The organism is Olleya sp. Ti.3.14 (assembly GCF_038154885.1).
GTDB lineage: Bacteria > Bacteroidota > Bacteroidia > Flavobacteriales > Flavobacteriaceae > Olleya.
The window spans coordinates 51,982-71,004 of record NZ_JBAKAO010000003.1 but is presented as its reverse complement, the minus strand read 5'-3'; the positions used below and the strand labels follow the sequence as shown (position 1 = coordinate 71,004).

19 protein-coding genes are annotated in these 19,023 nt (G+C 34.7%); 4 read left to right on the top strand and 15 right to left on the bottom strand.

The window, feature by feature from the left end; all coding sequences use genetic code 11:
- Positions 1 to 7: 7 nt before the first annotated feature.
- The 4 genes from V6251_RS06505 to V6251_RS06490 form a co-directional block, all read right to left on the bottom strand.
- Positions 8 to 1,444: a nucleotide sugar dehydrogenase gene (locus V6251_RS06505; protein WP_341587494.1), complete on the bottom strand. Its 1,437-nt coding sequence runs from the start codon at positions 1,442 to 1,444 to the stop codon at positions 8 to 10.
- A 14-nt stretch (positions 1,445 to 1,458) separates the two neighbouring features.
- Positions 1,459 to 2,421: a GDP-L-fucose synthase family protein gene (locus V6251_RS06500; RefSeq protein WP_341587493.1), complete on the bottom strand. Its 963-nt coding sequence runs from the start codon at positions 2,419 to 2,421 to the stop codon at positions 1,459 to 1,461.
- 35 nt (positions 2,422 to 2,456) lie between these two features.
- Positions 2,457 to 3,572 carry a GDP-mannose 4,6-dehydratase gene (gene gmd, locus V6251_RS06495; RefSeq protein ID WP_341587492.1) on the bottom strand — a complete coding sequence of 372 codons (1,116 nt, stop codon included), beginning with the start codon at positions 3,570 to 3,572 and terminating at the stop codon, positions 2,457 to 2,459.
- Between the two features lie 72 nt (positions 3,573 to 3,644).
- Entirely contained in the window at positions 3,645 to 4,670 is a 1,026-nt protein-coding gene (locus tag V6251_RS06490; RefSeq protein WP_341587491.1) for an MraY family glycosyltransferase, read from the bottom strand.
- A 784-nt stretch (positions 4,671 to 5,454) separates the two neighbouring features.
- Between V6251_RS06490 and V6251_RS06485 the strand changes: the two genes are divergently transcribed.
- Positions 5,455 to 6,351: a serine/threonine protein phosphatase gene (locus V6251_RS06485; protein ID WP_341587490.1), complete on the top strand. Its 897-nt coding sequence runs from the start codon at positions 5,455 to 5,457 to the stop codon at positions 6,349 to 6,351.
- 425 nt (positions 6,352 to 6,776) lie between these two features.
- Here V6251_RS06485 and V6251_RS06480 read toward each other — a convergent pair whose 3' ends face one another.
- The 9 genes from V6251_RS06480 to trmB all read right to left on the bottom strand — a co-directional run bounded on the left by V6251_RS06480 (position 6,777) and on the right by trmB (position 12,758).
- Positions 6,777 to 7,109 (bottom strand): 2Fe-2S iron-sulfur cluster-binding protein, encoded by a 333-nt coding sequence (locus V6251_RS06480; RefSeq protein ID WP_145004093.1) that lies wholly within the window; start codon positions 7,107 to 7,109, stop codon positions 6,777 to 6,779.
- A 111-nt stretch (positions 7,110 to 7,220) separates the two neighbouring features.
- Positions 7,221 to 7,382 carry a hypothetical protein gene (locus V6251_RS06475; protein ID WP_341587489.1) on the bottom strand — a complete coding sequence of 54 codons (162 nt, stop codon included), beginning with the start codon at positions 7,380 to 7,382 and terminating at the stop codon, positions 7,221 to 7,223.
- Between the two features lie 21 nt (positions 7,383 to 7,403).
- A complete protein-coding gene (locus V6251_RS06470; RefSeq protein ID WP_145004098.1) occupies positions 7,404 to 8,456 on the bottom strand; it encodes an NAD(P)/FAD-dependent oxidoreductase in 1,053 nt (350 codons plus the stop codon).
- A gap of 198 nt (positions 8,457 to 8,654) precedes the next feature.
- Positions 8,655 to 8,891 (bottom strand): NifU family protein, encoded by a 237-nt coding sequence (locus V6251_RS06465; RefSeq protein WP_292948026.1) that lies wholly within the window; start codon positions 8,889 to 8,891, stop codon positions 8,655 to 8,657.
- The gene (locus tag V6251_RS06460; RefSeq protein WP_292948027.1) at positions 8,892 to 10,031 is read right to left on the bottom strand and encodes an Mrp/NBP35 family ATP-binding protein; all 1,140 of its coding nucleotides are present in this window, start codon (positions 10,029 to 10,031) and stop codon (positions 8,892 to 8,894) included. It lies immediately after the preceding gene.
- Positions 10,032 to 10,209: 178 nt separating this feature from the next.
- Positions 10,210 to 11,091 (bottom strand): hypothetical protein, encoded by an 882-nt coding sequence (locus V6251_RS06455; RefSeq protein ID WP_341587488.1) that lies wholly within the window; start codon positions 11,089 to 11,091, stop codon positions 10,210 to 10,212.
- Between the two features lie 19 nt (positions 11,092 to 11,110).
- Entirely contained in the window at positions 11,111 to 11,446 is a 336-nt protein-coding gene (locus V6251_RS06450) for an MGMT family protein (protein WP_145004109.1), read from the bottom strand.
- A gap of 4 nt (positions 11,447 to 11,450) precedes the next feature.
- Entirely contained in the window at positions 11,451 to 12,080 is a 630-nt protein-coding gene (locus V6251_RS06445; protein WP_145004112.1) for a LysE family transporter, read from the bottom strand.
- Positions 12,081 to 12,083: 3 nt separating this feature from the next.
- Positions 12,084 to 12,758 (bottom strand): tRNA (guanosine(46)-N7)-methyltransferase TrmB, encoded by a 675-nt coding sequence (gene trmB, locus V6251_RS06440; RefSeq protein ID WP_341587487.1) that lies wholly within the window; start codon positions 12,756 to 12,758, stop codon positions 12,084 to 12,086.
- Positions 12,759 to 12,944: 186 nt separating this feature from the next.
- Here trmB and V6251_RS06435 point away from each other — a divergent pair, with 186 nt between their 5' ends.
- Positions 12,945 to 14,000: a glycosyltransferase gene (locus V6251_RS06435; protein WP_341587486.1), complete on the top strand. Its 1,056-nt coding sequence runs from the start codon at positions 12,945 to 12,947 to the stop codon at positions 13,998 to 14,000.
- Here V6251_RS06435 and V6251_RS06430 read toward each other — a convergent pair.
- A complete protein-coding gene (locus V6251_RS06430; protein WP_341587485.1) occupies positions 13,969 to 14,943 on the bottom strand; it encodes a sensor histidine kinase in 975 nt (324 codons plus the stop codon). The two genes, V6251_RS06435 and V6251_RS06430, sit on opposite strands and share 32 nt — an antisense overlap.
- Before the next feature lie 73 nt (positions 14,944 to 15,016).
- Positions 15,017 to 15,700: a response regulator transcription factor gene (locus tag V6251_RS06425; protein WP_145004123.1), complete on the bottom strand. Its 684-nt coding sequence runs from the start codon at positions 15,698 to 15,700 to the stop codon at positions 15,017 to 15,019.
- Positions 15,701 to 16,067: 367 nt separating this feature from the next.
- Here V6251_RS06425 and V6251_RS06420 point away from each other — a divergent pair, with 367 nt between their 5' ends.
- Together V6251_RS06420 and V6251_RS06415 are read left to right on the top strand one after the other, a co-directional pair.
- Positions 16,068 to 18,137 (top strand): T9SS type A sorting domain-containing protein, encoded by a 2,070-nt coding sequence (locus V6251_RS06420; protein ID WP_341587484.1) that lies wholly within the window; start codon positions 16,068 to 16,070, stop codon positions 18,135 to 18,137.
- 92 nt (positions 18,138 to 18,229) lie between these two features.
- Entirely contained in the window at positions 18,230 to 18,985 is a 756-nt protein-coding gene (locus V6251_RS06415) for a T9SS type A sorting domain-containing protein (protein WP_341587483.1), read from the top strand.
- The last annotated feature ends 38 nt before the right edge of the window (positions 18,986 to 19,023 follow it).

The following is a 19,023-nucleotide window of genomic DNA, read 5'->3' as shown; positions in this document are numbered from 1 at the left end:
TTATTATTTACTTCCCAATAGCTTTCACTTTAAACCCAATGGTTTCTAGTGCTTGTTTATCTAATAGGTTTCGACCATCAAAGATAAAGGCTGGTTTGTTCATGCTATTATAAATACGTTGCCAGTCGTAGGTTTTAAACTCGTCCCACTCTGTTAACACTGCAATTGCATGTGCACCATTAACTGCGTCATACGGATTGTCTTGTGTACTTAAATAGGTTTGGTTTTGTGCTTCTGTACGTGTGTTTAGATAGTTAATATCAAACTGCATTTGTTTTGCTGATACTTTAGGATCGTACACGCTAATTTTGGCTTGTTCGTCCATTAACTTGTCTGCCACGTAAATGGCTGCAGCCTCTCTGGTATCGTTGGTATCTTTTTTAAATGCCCAACCTAAAAAGGCTATTTTTTTGTCTGATACTGTGTTGTACAAGGTTTGTACAATGTTTTTTGCAAAACGGTCGCGTTGGTGGTTATTCATGATAATTACCTGTTCCCAATAGTCTGCCACTTGATTTAAGCCTAAAGACTTAGAAATATAGACTAGGTTTAGGATATCTTTTTGAAAACATGATCCACCAAATCCAACTGAGGCTTTTAAAAATTTAGGTCCAATACGCGAGTCCATACCAATTGCTTTTGAAACTTCCTCTACGTTGGCTTGTGTTGCTTCGCATAGCTCTGAAATGGCATTTATAGACGACACACGCTGTGCTAAAAAGGCATTGGCTACTAATTTGGACAGCTCTGACGACCAGATATTTGTGGTTAGTATTTGTGCTTTTGGTACCCAAGTCGCATACACATCCACTAAGGCTTGTATGGCTTGCTGACCTTCTGGTGTTTGGTCTCCACCAATTAGGACACGATCAGGATGTGTTAGGTCTGTTATTGCTGTCCCTTCTGCCAGAAATTCTGGATTGGATAGTATTTGAAACTTAACACCATTACCTGTATGGTTTAATATGCTTTTTATAGCATGCGCTGTTTTGACTGGTAGTGTAGATTTTTCGACTACAATTTTATTAGTGGTTGCGACTTTGGCGATTTGTCTTGCACATAGCTCGATATACTTTAAGTCTGCTGCCATCCCTTTTCCTGCACCATAGGTTTTGGTAGGTGTGTTTACAGAAATAAATATCATTTGCGCTTGGTCTATAGCCTCTTCGACATTAGTCGAAAAAAACAGATTACGACCTCTGGCTTCTTTAACGACTTGGTCTAAACCAGGTTCAAAAATAGGAAGTTGGGACAGGTCGTCGTTATTCCAGTCTGCAATACGTTGTGCATTTAAATCCACGACTGTTATTTTGATGTCTGGATTTTTTTGAGCCATAACAGCCATAGTTGGTCCTCCAACATAGCCTGCTCCAATACAACATATTGATGTTATTTTATTAGGGTTGTCCACTACTGTTGTAATGTTGTCTGTTTGATTTTGCATTTAGTCTTACTACGTTATAATTTAACTTGCTTGTAGGTGTCGTGGTTGTCTAAAAACCATTGGTAGGTTTTTGCAATCCCTTGCTCTAGGTTAGTGGTGTATTGCCAACCTGCTTGTTTTAGTTTTGAGACGTCCATTAATTTGCGTGGTGTCCCATCTGGTTTTGTGCTATCCCAAATTATTGGTCCTGTATGACCTGTTGCTTTTTGGATGGTTGTTGCTAACTGTTTGATGGTTATATCTGTTCCTGTACCTACATTATACAAATGGTCTGGTAACTGGTTTTGCATAGCAAACAGGACTGCTTGTGCTAGATCGTCCACAAATAAAAATTCGCGCATTGGTGTCCCACTTCCCCAAAGGGTTACTGGAGCATTGTTATCCAATTTGGCATCATGAAACTTGCGTATCATTGCTGGTAATACGTGTGATGTTTTTAGGTCAAAATTATCGTTTGAGCCATATAAATTGGTTGGCATTAAACTTACAAAATCCTTATTGTATTGGTTTTTGATGTGTTGACACAGTTTGACACCTGCTATTTTTGCAATCGCGTAACCCTCATTAGTAGGCTCTAATGGTCCAGTTAATAAACTGTCCTCTGTTAAGGGTTGTTGTGCTAGTTTAGGATAGATGCAAGAACTGCCTAAAAAGATTAGCTTTTTAGCGTTATTACGATGTGCTGCATCTATAATGTTATTTTGAATTTGAAGGTTTTCTAGTAAAAATTGATACTGAAACTGACTATTGGCTAATATACCGCCAACTTTGGCTGCTGCTACAATAACCACGTCTGGTGTTGTGGCTTCCATAAATTGGTTGACTGCGTCTTGGTTACGTAAGTCTAATTGTTTGCTAGATTGCCCAATTAGGTTAGTATAACCTGATGCTGTTAGTGTGCGCCAAATGGCAGATCCTACCATTCCGTTATGACCTGCTATATATATTTTTGCGTCTTTTGATAATGTGCTTGACATGTGCTGTTGTTTACTGTTACTAGGTGTGTGCTACGTTACTCGAAATAATTTAAGGTTTGGTAGCCACCATCTTTAAGCAGTTGTTCTTTTTTCATTAGTTTAATGTCTGACGACATCATGTCTTCGATTAACTCTTCTAACTGGATTTTTGGAGTCCAACCTAATTTTTCTTTGGCTTTGGTTGCGTCTCCAATAAGTAAATCGACTTCGGTAGGTCTAAAATATCTAGCGTCCACACCTAACACCTCTTGTCCTACTTGTAATTGGTAGTCAGGATTTGTGGTTTCTTTAATAATAGCGACCTCATCCACACCTGTGCCTACAAATTGTAAGGTTACACCAATGTGTTTAAAAGCTAGTTTAACAAAGTCACGAATGGTTGTGGTTTTACCAGTTGCAATGACCCAGTCTTCTGGTTGGTCTGCTTGTAAAATCATCCACATCATGCGTACATAATCCTTAGCGTGTCCCCAATCACGTTGTGCGTCAAGGTTACCTAAGTATAATTTATCTTGTAAGCCTAGTCCAATTCTAGCTACAGCTCTGGTAATTTTTCTGGTTACAAAGGTTTCTCCTCTTAAAGGTGATTCGTGATTAAACAAGATTCCGTTACAGGCGAACATTCCATAAGCTTCTCTGTAATTTACAGTCATCCAAAAGGCGTACATTTTTGCTACAGCATAAGGTGATCTTGGGTAAAAAGGTGTGGTTTCGGTTTGAGGTACTTCTTGTACTTTACCGTATAACTCTGAGGTTGACGCTTGATAGATTCTGGTTTTTTTCTCTAAACCTAATAAACGTACAGCATCCAAAATACGAAGTGTCCCTAAACCATCTGCATTACCTGTGTATTCCGGAATTTCAAACGAAACAGCCACGTGACTCATAGCTGCTAGGTTATAGATTTCGTCAGGTTGTACTTCTTTAATAATTCTAATTAAATTAGTACTGTCTGTCATGTCTCCATAATGCAGAATAAAATTACGATTATCCACATGCGGATCTTGATATAGATGGTCAATCCTATCTGTATTAAATAATGAACTACGACGTTTTATACCATGAACGATGTAGTCTTTTTTTAATAGAAACTCGGTTAAATATGCGCCATCTTGTCCTGTAACGCCTGTGATTAATGCTATTTTTTTCATTTTATAGGTTTGGTTTAATATAAAACCCTTTGATTATATAAATATTATTCTGATCGTTATTTTAATGCGAATTTACAAAGTAGGCAAAACAAATTTAATCTTACCAGAATTATTCTGTATTGCAAACGGAATGACTAAAATAAATATAGCTACCGGAACAGTAATCGCAAATACTACATTAGTTGCTAAATGATTTAGTGCCAACACCAATAGTGTTATCCCTATAGTATACAGTGCAATAAGACTGGTTGCCCATTTGTGTTTTAGTCCAAGGTCGATTAAACGATGGTGTATGTGATTACGGTCTGCCGAAAATGGACTTTTTTTGTTGCAAATCCTAACGCAAAACACCCTAAGTGTATCTAATAGTGGATAGGATAATAAGGCCAAAACTATTACTGGTGCGTTTTGAAAGATTTCTTTATCAGGATTATTTCCTGCTAAGCTTAAATAGGTAATCATTTGAATGGCTAATACAAATCCAACCACCATTGATCCAGTGTCACCCAGAAATATTTTTCGGTTTCGTGAAAAGTTAAATACTAAAAAGCCTATTAATGCACCAATTAACGCCAAGGATATCAAGCAGTAAAAAAAGTGACCACTATAATAAAATAATAAGGCTGTGATAATAGAAATTATAGCTCCTAACACTCCTGCTAATCCATCGATACCATCAATTAAATTATAAGCATTAATCACTAATACAATAACAAATATTGAAAACAGTATGGCTGAGAGTAATGAGATTTTATAAATACCAAATAAGCCTACAAACGAGTTGATGTTTAAATTGGTTGCAATTACAAATATAGAAGCGACTAGCAATTGATAGGCTAGTTTACGTTTTGGTGAAATTTTCATGATATCGTCCGCCAAACCTACTAATAACAGTAATAAAATAAGGACATTAAATACCATTAAATCTATTAATTGACTGTAATTAGCAAACAGTATTGCTGCGACTTGAATGGTTAACACCACACCTGTAAACACACCAACACCACCTAAGGTAGGAATAACCCCTTTGTGCGAGGTACGTCCATTTGGTAAGGCTGTTAAGTTTTTGGCTTTACTAATAGCCACTACTTTTGGCATTACGATTAGTGTAATGATTAATGCGGTAATTACTGTGATTATTATCACTATGCCTTTATAGTTGCTCAGAAATTGTGTTATCTGCTCATGGTTTGTTGGTAAGCTTGTTGTTAACATAGTAATAGCGCTATACAGTTAAACATAAAAAATCATTTTTACCGCAATCCATTGTGTATAACTTAGTTACTATTTACAGTTACATAAATAGCAATAAACGTCTATAGCTTTGTTTTAAAAAAACGTAGCTGACTAAAAATTAGCTATTTAACTAATTTACTAAATAAATAAAAAGGGATTGTAATGTATTATTTATGCTAGTTAAAGTGGTTTTACTGGTTAGGTAAACTTTAATAAACACATCGTATTAAACTTATAATAAGCGTAATACTGCTACTATTGATTTTCCCGTTTTTAATAGATTCCGTTTGGTTAAAACTGAATCTTTTTACACAACAATTACGTATTGCCGATTTTCAAATTATTGATTTGAGTGCAATTTTACGACAAATCACAATTAAAACAAAGAGACGCCACGCTTATTTTACTTGATTTAACACAACCGTAATGGGCTATTTGATTATACAAACCCTAAAACCTAAGGCTTTGAATATTAATTATTTGAGCTTTAAAATCTAATTTACAACCTGTTTTGTGTCGTTTATTTAAAGTCCTGCATGGCTTACAACTACTTATAGTACATATCATTCATGACTTATAGTTGTTGAATTGTGAACTGGTTTGGATTATAAAATAAATCCTATCTTGCTTCTAGAAAAAGTATACTATGTTTTCAGCAAAAAAGAAATTAGATCGCGCTTATTACAACGCCAAAGTTGTTGCGTTTGATGACGACTCCAAATTTATACTGTTTAGCGATTGTCATCGTGGTGATAATAGTTTTGCAGACGATTTTGCTAATAACCGAAACATCTATTACCATGCCTTAAAACATTATTATGTCCAAGGTTTTGACTATGCCGAATTAGGTGATGGTGATGAGTTGTGGGAAAACATATCGTTTGAGTCCATCCTTTATGCTCATAAAAACGTGTATGGCTTGATGCAACTGTTTCATAAACAAAACCGCTTGCATATGATTTGGGGAAATCATGATATGGTGTATCGCGATCCTGACTATGTTAAGAAAAATTTACATTCTTTTTTTGATCCTAAGGTTGGTGCAGATGTAGAATTATTTGGGGATATTGAATACCACGAAGCTATTATTTTAAAACATAAAGACACACAGCAAGAGGTATTTTTAACACATGGTCATCAAGCGGATTGGTGGAATTATACCTTCTGGAAATGGAGTCGGTTTATGGTACGTGTCCTTTGGAAACCTTTAAATGTTATGGGTATTGCAGATCCCACTAGTCCTGCAAAAAACTATAAAGAACTGATTAAAGTCGAACGTCGAACTAAAAAGTGGATTACTGAGAATAATAATATAATGACTGTTGTTGGTCATACGCATAGACCACGTTTTCCGGAACCTGGTGATGTGGCTTTTTTTAATGATGGTAGTTGTGTGCATCCTAGAAGCATAACTGGTATTGAGATTGAAAATGGCGCGATTTCTTTGATTAAATGGCAAATTGCTACTAAAGAAGATGGTACGTTACAAATTGTGCGTGTTTTACTGGAAGGTCCTAGACGTTTGTTGGATTATAGCGGTTAGGTTTTGCTGTTTTTTTTGAAACAGATTATTTATTAGAGAGATTGCTTTGCTTTGTACTTGTGATTGCTAGTATTAGATAGATTGCTTTGCTATGTTCGCAATGACGTTTGGATTGGGATTTGCTTTGTTTATGTAATTGCTGATATTAAAGAGATTGCTTCACTTTGTTCGCAATGACGTGTGGGTTGGGATTTGTTTTGTTTGCGATGATGTGTTGTTGCGCTTTAGTTTTTAAACTGCTTCGCGTTTTAGGCAAACTCTCCGTTTTTTTTATAAAAAAAAATCATCGCTCTTTAACTAAAGAGAGGAGCTGCAGTGTGTTGTTATTTTTTGTTGGTAGTAACGTTTTGTTTTGTTCTTGTGATTACTAGTGTTAAGCAGATTGCTTCACTATGTTCGCAATGACGTGTGCGATGAGATTTGAATTATTCTTCAGGAGCTAATTGGACTTCCAGACCTTCTAGGTCTGGTGTCATTTGTATTTGACAACCTAATCTTGAATTATCTTTTACGTTGAATGCTTCGCTAAGCATCGCTTCTTCATCGTCTTGCATTTCTGGAAGCATCGTATCACTTAACACGTAACATTGACAACTTGCGCACATTGCCATACCACCACAGATTCCGATAGTACCTTCTGGAGCTAGCTCGTAACTGCGTACGACTTCCATAAGGTTCATTGCCATGTCTGTTGGTGCAAGCACTTCATGTGTTACACCATCTCTGTCTGTTATTTTTATATTTATGTCTTGTTCCATGAGGAGAAGTAATTAATAGCTAGTTGTTAGGTTTTATTGATTTTATTAGTTCGTGTAGCATTTTTGAGATTTAGTTAGTACTTTCAATAAGAATCTTAGCTTCTGTCTCTTTTAAATAATGCAATCTAATTGATAAATATAACATCTAGCAGACTTCGCTATTTGATGCTTAAAAGAGAAGTCTTTATTATCTTGAAATACTTTGCAAAGATGTATTGCTACATCCTGCGACTTTTGCCTAACTAGTAAGTCTTCAAATTTTTGTACTGCCATTCCCTCATTACTATTTACTGCCTACTGAATCGATTTTACCACTGCTTTTGGCGCTTCTTTACGGGTACCATCAAAACCATCGACTCCGCTGACTGTGGTATATTTTAATACATAACGTTTTCCTGGATTAATAATTTGATACGCTGATTGACACATTAATGTTGCTTCGTGAAAACCACATAAAATTAATTTTAATTTTCCTGGATAGGTATTAACATCTCCAATAGCAAAAATACCTGGAATGTTAGTTTGGTAATCCAAGCTATTATCCACCTTAATTGCATTTTTTTCTATCTCTAAACCCCAATCTGCAATTGGCCCTAATTTTGGTGATAATCCAAAAAGTGGTACAAAATGATCACATTCTTTTTTAAAGGTTTTAGCATCTTGTTTTATAGTAATAGCCTCTACTTTATTAGTCCCTTCTACTCCAATAACCTCAGCTGGTGTGATTAAATTAATCTTACCTGCATTTTTTAATTCTTGTACTTTTTCTACTGAATCTAAATGCCCTCTAAATTCGTTACGTCTATGGATTAAGGTTACTTCTGAAGCGATATCGCTTAGGTAAATACTCCAATCTAAAGCTGAATCTCCTCCTCCTGCAATGACTACTTTTTTATCTCTGTAAAACTCAGGTTCTTTAATAATGTATTCAACCCCTTTGTCTTCGTAATTAGCTAGATTATCAATAATCGGTTTACGAGGCTCAAAACTACCTAATCCACCAGCTATTGCTACTACTGGAGCGTGATGTTTTGTGCCTTTATTAGTGGTTACTATAAATGTACCATCCTCTTGTTTGTCAATCGTTTCTGCACGCTCGCCAAGTGTAAAACCTGGTTCAAATTGCTTGCATTGCTCCATTAACTTATGTGTTAAATCTCCTGCAAGAATTTCTGGATAGGCTGGAATATCATAAATAGGTTTTTTAGGATATATCTCTGAGCATTGTCCACCTGGTTGTGGCAATGCGTCTATTAAATGACATTTTAATTTTAATAATCCTGCTTCAAACACAGCAAAAAGACCAGTTGGTCCTGCTCCTATTATTAGTATGTCTGTTTTAATCATTATTTTTTCTTTTCAAATTTACCTTTAGCCTTTACTTAGGGCTTTTAGTGTACCTGACAAAAGTAAAACAAGATTTGGTTTTGTTTTATGACTTTTGTTAGCTTTTTAACTGCGTTAAGTATGATGTACTTTGACAAAGCTCAGTACTTACCCACTGTGTGAGTGCCTGACCTTTGTGGTAACGCCAAAACTTATGTTTTACGCCACGTTGATTACACGTTCGATTTGTGGTGCGTACTTTTTGATAGTCATCTCTACACCTGACTTTAGAGTCATTTGGTTGACACTACATGAGGTACAAGCACCTTGTAATTGTACTTTAACTTCGTTATTCTCGATAGATAAAAGCGCTATGTCTCCTCCATCACTTTGTAAAAAAGGACGAATTTCTTCTAGTGCTTTTTCTACGTTTAATCTTAGTTCTTGTGTTGTCATTTATTTTTTATTAACTGCAGAACATCCTGCCATAGTGGTAATTTTGATAGCTTCTGTTGCTGGAAGATTATCGTTTCTGTCCACTACTTGTTGCACTACGTTTTGTGTTATTGTTTCAAATGCTTTTTCTAGAGGTGTTCCGGTTTGCATTGCTGCTGGGCGACCAACGTCTCCTGCTTCGCGTATGCTTTGTACTAATGGTAACTCTCCTAATAAAGGCACTTGTAAATCTTCAGCTAGGTGTTTTGCACCTTCTTTACCAAAGATATAATATTTGTTATCAGGCAACTCTGCTGGTGTAAAGTAAGCCATGTTTTCTATAATTCCTAAAACTGGTACGTTAATACTGTCTTGTTGGAACATTGCAACTCCTTTTTTAGCATCTGCTAAAGCGACGTTTTGTGGTGTACTAACCACTACTGCACCTGTTATTGGTAATGATTGCATGATGCTTAGGTGGATATCTCCTGTACCTGGTGGTAAGTCAATTAGTAAAAAGTCTAATTCTCCCCAAGCTGCATCAAAAATCATTTGGTTTAATGCTTTTGCTGCCATAGGTCCACGCCATACAACTGCTTGATCTGGTTTTGTAAAAAACCCGATTGATAATATTTTAACTCCGTAGTTTTCTACAGGTTTCATTTTTGATTTACCATCTACTGTTGTAGATAATGGACGTTCCAACTCTACATCAAACATGATTGGCATTGATGGTCCGTAAATATCGGCATCTAACACACCCACTTTAAAGCCCATTTTTGCTAACGTTACTGCTAGGTTTGCTGTTACTGTAGATTTACCTACACCGCCTTTTCCAGAAGCTACTGCTACTATGTTTTGTATTCCAGGAATGTGTTTTCCTTTGATGACGTTTGGTGCTGATTTTTCTGGTGCGTCCACTTTAATATTGACTTTAATCTTCGCTTTTTCATACACTAGCTTGTGAATGGCTTGTAAGATTTCGACCTCAGTTTTTTTACGCGCTTGTAAGGCTGGGTTTTTTATTGTTATGTCTACAATAACCTCGTCTGCAAAAGTTACTACGTTTGTTATTGCCCCGCTTTCGACCATATTTTGACCTTCTCCTGGTACTGTTATAGTTTCTAACGCTTTAAGTATGTCTTGTTTATTTAATTTCATAATTATTTAGAAAAAAAGGAGTAAATTATTGCTTAAAGACTTTGCCTACAGCGTATAATAATCCACTCTGGATAATTGTTAACTAATTCAGAATGATTCTAAAATGCAAAGATACTACATAAACCTTGAAGAATGAAGCGCTTGGTTTGTTGTTTTTTTATGGTTTGATAAGGAAAATTTATAACTGAAAATCTAAGAATATTAACTTCTTTTTAATGTTATGGGTTTGATTGGTCGTATCTGAAAACCATGTATTCATATCGTTTACAGCTTGGATGGTATCAAATTGAGAATAATTAATTGAACCATTAAATGGGTTAGAATAATACAATTTTTGATCGTTAAGTACTTTGACACGCATCTTGGTTTTATAATCGCCTGCGTATTTAAGTATGGACGACACCATAACATGTTTTGGCTTTAGCTGGTAGTATTCAAAATCACTTATACAAATCCTTCTAGGCACCTTATTATATTCAATGGGTTTCCATTGGTTATTTTTATCCAATGCTTCAACTATTACATACAATTCTCCGTTAATAACAGATGGTACTATTAGTCTATTATTATCCGATTGATTATAAATAAATACTGGAATGGTATTGTAATGCTTTTTCAACCTTTGCTTATTTTTAATCTTATTTTTTTCCATGACTTCTAAAAAAACACTATCACGATAAACCTTATCATATTCTTGAAATTCTGGAATATAAAATGAAGGTGGAGGTGGTGGTGAGAGTTCCGAAACATTTATTTCATGGGTGTGAAAATTAGCATTATTCACGTCTACATACACTATTAAACTGTCGTTTTTAAATCCTTGCTTAGCGTTAATAAAATCAGCTTGATTATTATCTTTTTTAAGCGAAAAATCTAAAGTATCCAAAACATTAACACCATAAATTAGATGATTAGCTTCCATCATAACTTTAGAATCCACCTGAATAACAGTATCGTATTCCGAAGTAATTAAAACTGGAAATTTTATTTTATTATCTTTTTTACAAGATGTAACCAAAAAAATTAGCAAGATTACATTAAAAAGGGTGTAGTACTTCATGCAAAATAGGTATCAAAAATTATTCCGAAAGTAATGCAGAAGGATCCCAGAATAGGGTTTCAAAATTTTGGATTTGGTTATCTACAACCTCAACACCTTCGCTTTCTAGTAATTGTTGCATGAGGTTAGTCCCATCAAAATGATGTTTACCAGTTAGCAAACCCTTACGGTTTACCACTCTGTGTGCAGGCACCTCTTTATTATGCGACCCATTCATAGCATAACCTACCATTCTGGCTCCACGTGTTGCGCCTAAAAAATTAGCTATAGCTCCATAACTTGTCACACGACCATACGGAATTTGTCGTGCTACCTCATACACTTTATCAAAAAAATTAAGTGTTTCGGGTTTCATAGTTTTAAAAGTCTTTTATAATATTTATTAGTGTTACAATTGCAATTATACCTGTAATTGAACCTATAATGTAATTCATGTTTTTTTGTGACTTTAGCTTTTTGCTTTTTATCTTTTTTAGAAAAAACACATAAATATACAACATCACAAACGTACCAGATGCTGCTCCAGCAACATAGGACGCAATGTTTGGATTGTCCAATGTTATCCATCCTAAACTAGCCAAAGTTATACTCATATACGCTTGATACGGAATTGGAAACACATTTAATGCTGACAACACCATACCATAAAAAAACTGACTGCGTTTACTTTTACGATCGGCTTCTACTTCTGGTTTTGGATCCTTGGTTGCTAATAAAAAAAAGTAAACCGTTATTAAAACAAATAACACAAATGCGACTTGCTGCAATATCCTAACTACTTCTGAATGTTTACTTAAATAGCGTGCAAAAATAACCGCTATTAATGTTTGTATAACTACAATAACACAAACACCTAACGAGAATACTAAGCCACGACTATACCCTTCTTTTATACTAATTTTTGCTGCTGTCATGTTAAGCAATCCTGGAGGGATTACACCAACAAGTGCAATTAATAAGCTTACAAAAAAGGTAATTGTTAAATTCAATAGTTAGTTAATTTTAAATCTAATATACGTAATTGGTTTGTTTTGTTCTAAATAGATGCTTTCATAGTGTGTTTGGATGCTAGTTACTTCTTCTGGGCTTCCATCTTGTCTATACACATCATTATTAGAATGTAGTACCTCATGACCTTCGCCATGTAGTAACCCTAATGTGTAACCATGCATAAACTCTGAATCTGTTTTAAGATTCATGATTCCGTCTGGTTTTAAAATTGTTTTGTAACGTTTTAAAAACTGCGAGTTAGTCATGCGGTGTTTTGTACGCTTATATTTTATTTGTGGATCTGGAAAAGTAATCCAGATTTCGTCTACTTCGTTTTCTGCAAAAACAGACTCGACCAACTCAATTTGTGTACGTATAAAGGCAACGTTAGGCATATTATTTTCCGTAGCAGTTTTGGCTCCTCTCCAAAAACGCGCACCTTTAATGTCTATACCAATAAAGTTTTTGTCTGGAAACTTTTCTGCTAAAGCAACACTATATTCGCCTTTACCACAACCTAGCTCTAACACTAATGGGTTGTTATTTTTAAAGACATTTTTATTCCAATTTCCTTTATGCTCGTAAACCTGGTCTACTAATTGACTTCTAGTTGGCTGAAACACATTATCAAAGGTTTCATTTTCTCTAAATCTTTTTTGCTTGTTCTTGCTACCCACTTCTTAACTATTTGTTATTTCTGGCGTAAAATTAAGGAAATATACCTAAGTAACTTTATGATTATCTTTGATTTTGACATTTTACTGCGTTAAGGATGGAAGTGGCATCCTTTTTTTGCTGCCATAAATGGCAAAAAAAGATATAACGGACAGCCTGACCCTTGTGGTAACGCCCAAATTTTTATAATGAAAAAACGAATTCTTGTTGCGCCTTTAAATTGGGGAATTGGTCATGCGACGCGATGCATACCTATTATTAACGCCTTGATTGATGCGGGTTTTGAGCCTATTATTGCTAGTGATGGTCAAGCGTTGGATTTGCTTAAAAAAGAATTTGAGGGTGTGACGTGCCTTACATTACCTGCTTATAATGTTACATATGCTAAATCTAAAACATGGTTTAAATGGTTAATGCTTTGGCAATTACCTAAAATTAAAACAGCAATAAAAAAAGAACATCGCGCGACACAAAAAATTATTATGGACTATAATATTAAGGGTATTATATCTGACAACAGAATGGGTGTTTTGTCCAAAACGGTACCTTCTGTATTTATAACGCATCAATTAAATGTGTTAAGTGGAAGCACCACTAAATTAAGCACTTATTTTCATGATCACTATTTAAAGGATTTTGATGAATGTTGGATTCCGGATTTTGAAAACCAACCCAATTTAAGCGGAAACCTTGGTCATAACTTTAAAAACAAAGGTTTAACTATTAAGTACATTGGTCCTTTAAGTCGATTAGAAAAAGTGAAAGTAAAGCCTAAATATGATGTCATGGTTTTACTGTCTGGTCCTGAGCCACAACGCACTATTTTAGAAGAAAAATTACTATCTGATTTAATAAACTATGAAGGTAAAGTGATGTTTGTTAGAGGAAAAATTGAAGCCGAACAGACTGTTATGTTTGAAACCCCTTTTACGATTTATAATTTTATGCAAACCGAAGAATTGCAACAGGCACTTAATAAAAGTGAGCTTGTGGTGTCTAGGTCTGGTTATACAACCGTTATGGATTTGGCTAAGTTGGGTAAACAAGCGTTTTTTATACCAACTCCTGGACAATTTGAGCAAGAGTATTTAGCAGAGTATTTAAACAATCAAGGTGTAATTGCTAGTTGTAGTCAGGAGGATTTTACTTTAAAACAATTGGAACGTGTGACTGCTTATTCTGGTTTTAAGGCTTTTAATAACGCAATTGATTTTAAGGCGTTGTTTTTGCTTTTTCAAGAGTAAAAGAAAACTCGCTACCAATATTAAACTCGCTTTCCACATAAATTTTTTCGTCGTGTGCCTCGATAATATGTTTAACAATTGCTAGACCTAGACCAGAACCTCCTTCTTTACGTGATCCACTTTTATCGACTCTGTAAAAACGCTCAAACAATCTAGAGATGTGCTTTTTCTCAATCCCTTCTCCATTGTCTGTTACTCTGACAATGACTTTGTTTTTAATTAATTTTTCTATACTAATTTCGGTCGTCCCTTTTTCACGTCCATATTTAATAGAGTTTACAATTAAATTTGTCAGTACTTGCTGTATACGCTCTTCATCGCCTTTTACCATTATTGGATACTTATATTCCATATCAAAGGTTAGGGTGATTTTTTTCTTAGCTGCCTTCATTTCTAAAAGCTCAAAAACACTTTGCACTAGCTCTACAATATCAAAGGTATCGACGTTTAGACTTAAATCTCCAACTTCAAGTTTGGTAATCATGTCTAAATCCTTAACAATATAGATTAGTCGCTCCACACCTTTATTGGCTCTTTCTAGATATTTTTCAGCTACATTTTTGTCATTCATAGCACCATCTAGCAATGTTTCAAGATAGCCTTGTACTGTAAATAATGGTGTTTTAAGCTCATGGGAAATATTACCCATAAACTCCTTACGGTATTCTTCTCTTACTTTAAGTGTTTCAATTTCTAGTTTTTTGTTTTTAGCATATTGGTCTATCTGTTTGGTCAGCGTAGCCATGTCTGTAGTGATGCTTTTTTTACTAAAACTAACTGCTTCTAAAAGGGTAAGATCTTTGTAAATTTTGTTAATACGCTTATAGATAAATTTTTCTACCCTAAATTGTGTTATTAAAAATGATACGCTAAAGGTTGCGAAAGCAAAAAGCACCATTTGTCCTACGTCCACAATATAAAACGTATATAAAAACAGACCCATAAAAAGGGTGAGGAAGATTGTTATTAAAAACGAGGTTTTTAATGCAAACTTGTAAGTCTTTTTTAACTTCAAATTATTCTACAAATTTATAACCAACACCTTTGACGGTTTTAAAACTGTCATCGCCAATTTTTTCTCGTAGTTTTCTAATATGTACGTCAATTGTACGTCCACCAACCACGACTTCGTTACCCCAAACACGATCTAAAATATCTTCACGTTTAAAGACTTTATTAGGTTTAGAGGCTAATAAAGATAATAATTCAAATTCTTTTCTTGGTAAAATAATCTCGTCACCATCCAGAATAATTTTATATTCTTCTCTATTAATTACTAGGTTACCAATGGTCATTAAAGACTTACTAGTTTCTTCTGCTTTTAAACGACGTAACAATGCTTTAACCTTACTAACCAACACTTTTGGCTTAATAGGCTTAGTAATATAATCATCTGCACCTGCATCAAATCCAGCCACTTGCGAGTAATCTTCTCCTCTGGCTGTTAAAAACGTAATAAGCGATGCGCTTAATTCTGGAATTTTCCTGATAGCTTCACACGCTTCAATACCATCCATTTCTGGCATCATCACATCTAGAATAATAAGCTGTGGCTTTTCTTTTTTAGCTTTTTTGACTGCTTCTAATCCGTTTTTAGCTGTGACTACTTGATAGCCTTCATTAGTTAAATTATAACCTACAATTTCTAAAATATCTGGCTCATCATCCACTAAAAGGATTTTAATGTCTTTTTTATTCATGTGTCTATTATATGTGGTTTTTTTATCTATCACATAGTGTTTCAATACGTAGTCCTTTATTAAAAGCAACCTGATGTAGTCGCATATTTATGAACTTTACTATTGAATTACATAATGGTTATATTAATGTAAAGATAAAACTATTACTAAAAGATTTAATTTTTAAATGATTAATAACATTAAGATAACATGCTAAATTAATCTAAAAAAATATAATAGACGCATAATCAGTCTTTAACTACAAATCTGATAACCAAAGCATTAAAATGATGTTATTTTAACATTAAGAAGCAGGATAGCATTATTAATAGTTGGGTTAAGTCAATTTTCTGTGTATCTTTATTGCCTAATTTTATATCCATTAATTATGAAAAAACTTTACTTTTTAATTTTAACAATTTTAATAACTTCAGTGTCTTTTGCACAAGAAGCAGTTATTACAGGTTATGCTGACTCACCATGCTCTGGAGCTTCTGGTAGAACTGTAGAAATCTATGTAAACGGAATGATTGACTTTACAGGATGGAACTTACAAAGACAATCAAATGGTGGTGGATTTGGTTCTAACATGGACCTTTCTAGTTTAGGTACACTTACTAATACTTTTGCATACATTACAAATGATGCAGCAGTTTTATCTACTGAATTTGGTATTACTACAAATGTTGTATCGAATTCTGGTATCAGCAGTAATGGTGATGATGGTTTTCAATTAGTGGACGCATCGATGACTATTATAGATAGATTTGGAGAAGATGGTGTAGACGGATCAAATACAGCTTGGGAACATGTAGATACTTATTATTACAGAGTTGATGGTATACCTGCCAATGCTGGAGTATTTGACCCATTAGATTTCACTTTTGGAGCTCAAAATCTATTAGATGGTGAGGGTACTTGTAATGGAGGTGCTGCTTTAAGCACCATTGTGCCATTTGGAAGTTATACAACTACAGTCAATACAACGCCAACTGTAAATATTATTGGTAGTGTTTCTAGCCTAGATTATTTTGAAGGTAACGGTCCATCTACAGAACAATCTTTTAACGTATCTGGTTTAAATTTAACACAAGACATTACTGTTACTGCTCCAGCAAATTTTGAAGTCGCAGATGCTGCAGCAGGTCCTTATGGTTCATCTACGACAGTTTTTCAAATTGGTGGTACTGCCACAACAACAACTGTATATGTTAGATTAATTTCTGGACTTAGCGCAAACACTTATACAGGAGATATTACAGCTTCATCAATGGGTGCAACTGATGCTACTTTAGCGTTAACAGGAACAGTTAGTCCTGCTACACCTCAATTTAGTGTTTTTGGTACTCCAGATGCCTTAAATTATGCTGTTGGTGCTGGACCATCTAATGAGGACTCAATATCTGTAGAAGGCTTATTTTTAACAAACGATATTACTGTTACTGCTCCAATAAATTTTGAAGTATCATTAACATCAGGAACAGGTTTTTCAAATTCTGTAACAGTTCCTCAGGTTGCTGGTACAGCTGCAAACACTGAAATTTTTGTAAGATTAGTTTCTGGTTTAGCTGTAAATAGTTACGCTGGAGATATTACAATATCTTCTGCTCCTGCTGCTAACCAAACAGTTGCAATTACGGGTAATGTATTTGGAGCTGCAACTAACGCTTTAGTTTTAGTTGGAGCCTATGATGGTCCTTTAAGTGGTGGTACACCAAAAGGTATTGAATTAATGGCATTAGCTGATATTTCTGATCTTAGTGTTTTCGGAATCAGCTCCGTAACCAATGGTGGTGGCTCTTCTGCTGGTAATGTTGAATATAATTTTCCTGCCGATGCAATAACTGCAGGAACTAGAATATATTTAACAACTGATGCTACAAACTTTACAAGCTTTTTTGGTTTTGCACCAACTTACACTAATGCTGTTGTAGGTATTAATGGAGATGATGCAATTGAATTATACGAAGGAGCTACAATTATAGACACTTTTGGAACTGTTGATTGTGATCCTAATGCCAGCGGAACGACATGTCCTGAATGGGATCATTTAGATGGTTGGGGTTACAGAGTTAATAATACTGGACCTGATGGAACATTTGTATTAGCAAACTGGACTTTTAGTGGTGCTAACCAATTAGAAGGAGGCACAACTAATGATGCAACAACTGTACCTTACCCAATAGCAACTTATACTAACAATGCTTTATCAGTAGACACCTTTAACAAAGCTAACTTTAACATCTATCCAAATCCAACAAATACAGGATTTGTAAACATTACAACTAAAGCAAATACTGCTGTTAATGTTACTGTATATGATGTATTAGGAAAGCAAGTTTTATCTAAAACACTTAACAACAACACATTAGATGTTACAAGCTTAACAACTGGTGTTTATATATTAAAATTAAACCAAAACGGAACCTCTACTACTAAGCGTTTAATAGTAGAATAATCCCATATTAAGGTATTGTTAAAAGAGTTATCTGTTATCAGATAACTCTTTTTTTTTGTATAGATTTGAAGCTAAATTTAACAACACATTTTATGAAAAAAATTTACTTTTTACTTTTTACTTTATTAACTCTGACACTTTCAGTTGGACAAAATGAATTAACTAATCCAGGGTTTGAAACATGGCCTGGAACTGCTTCTTTAGACACACCAACAAACTGGTTTGGATCTAGGTCAAGTATTGCTGCCTCTGCAGTTACACAATCTACAGATGCTCAGGAAGGTTCATTTTCTGTTGCTTTAAGCGTTACTGGTACTAATCACAAAAGATTTACAAACGAAGCTATTACTGCTACTAATGAAGAGTACACTTTGACTTATTACGCAAAAGGAGATGGTCAATTAAGAAACGCCTTTCATGATGGCGGATATTCTTCATATACAGCCTATACTGATTTAGCATCAAGTGCTGGATGGGTTGAAATGACATATACTTTTACACCTGATGCAGGTGCTTTAGAAGTTATTTTCTCAGTTAGAAATACGACTGGAAATGGAATTTTAATAGACAACGTTGTGTTATCAAAAACTGCAACTTTATCCAATAAAACTTTCGAACAATCAGAATTCTCAGTATTCCCTAATCCAACGTCTAACGGATTTGTAAATATCAAAACTGCAAACAACCAACCAGTAGCGGTTGTTGCTTATGATGTTTTAGGAAAGCAAGTATTAAACACAAAGTTAACGACTAGTCGTTTAAACGTGTCTAATTTAAAAGCTGGCGTTTACATTTTAAAATTAACACAAAATGGAGCGACTACTACTAAAAAATTAGTAGTAGAATAAGTTTTATTATGCCTCACAAAAAAAGCGTTGCAATAGCA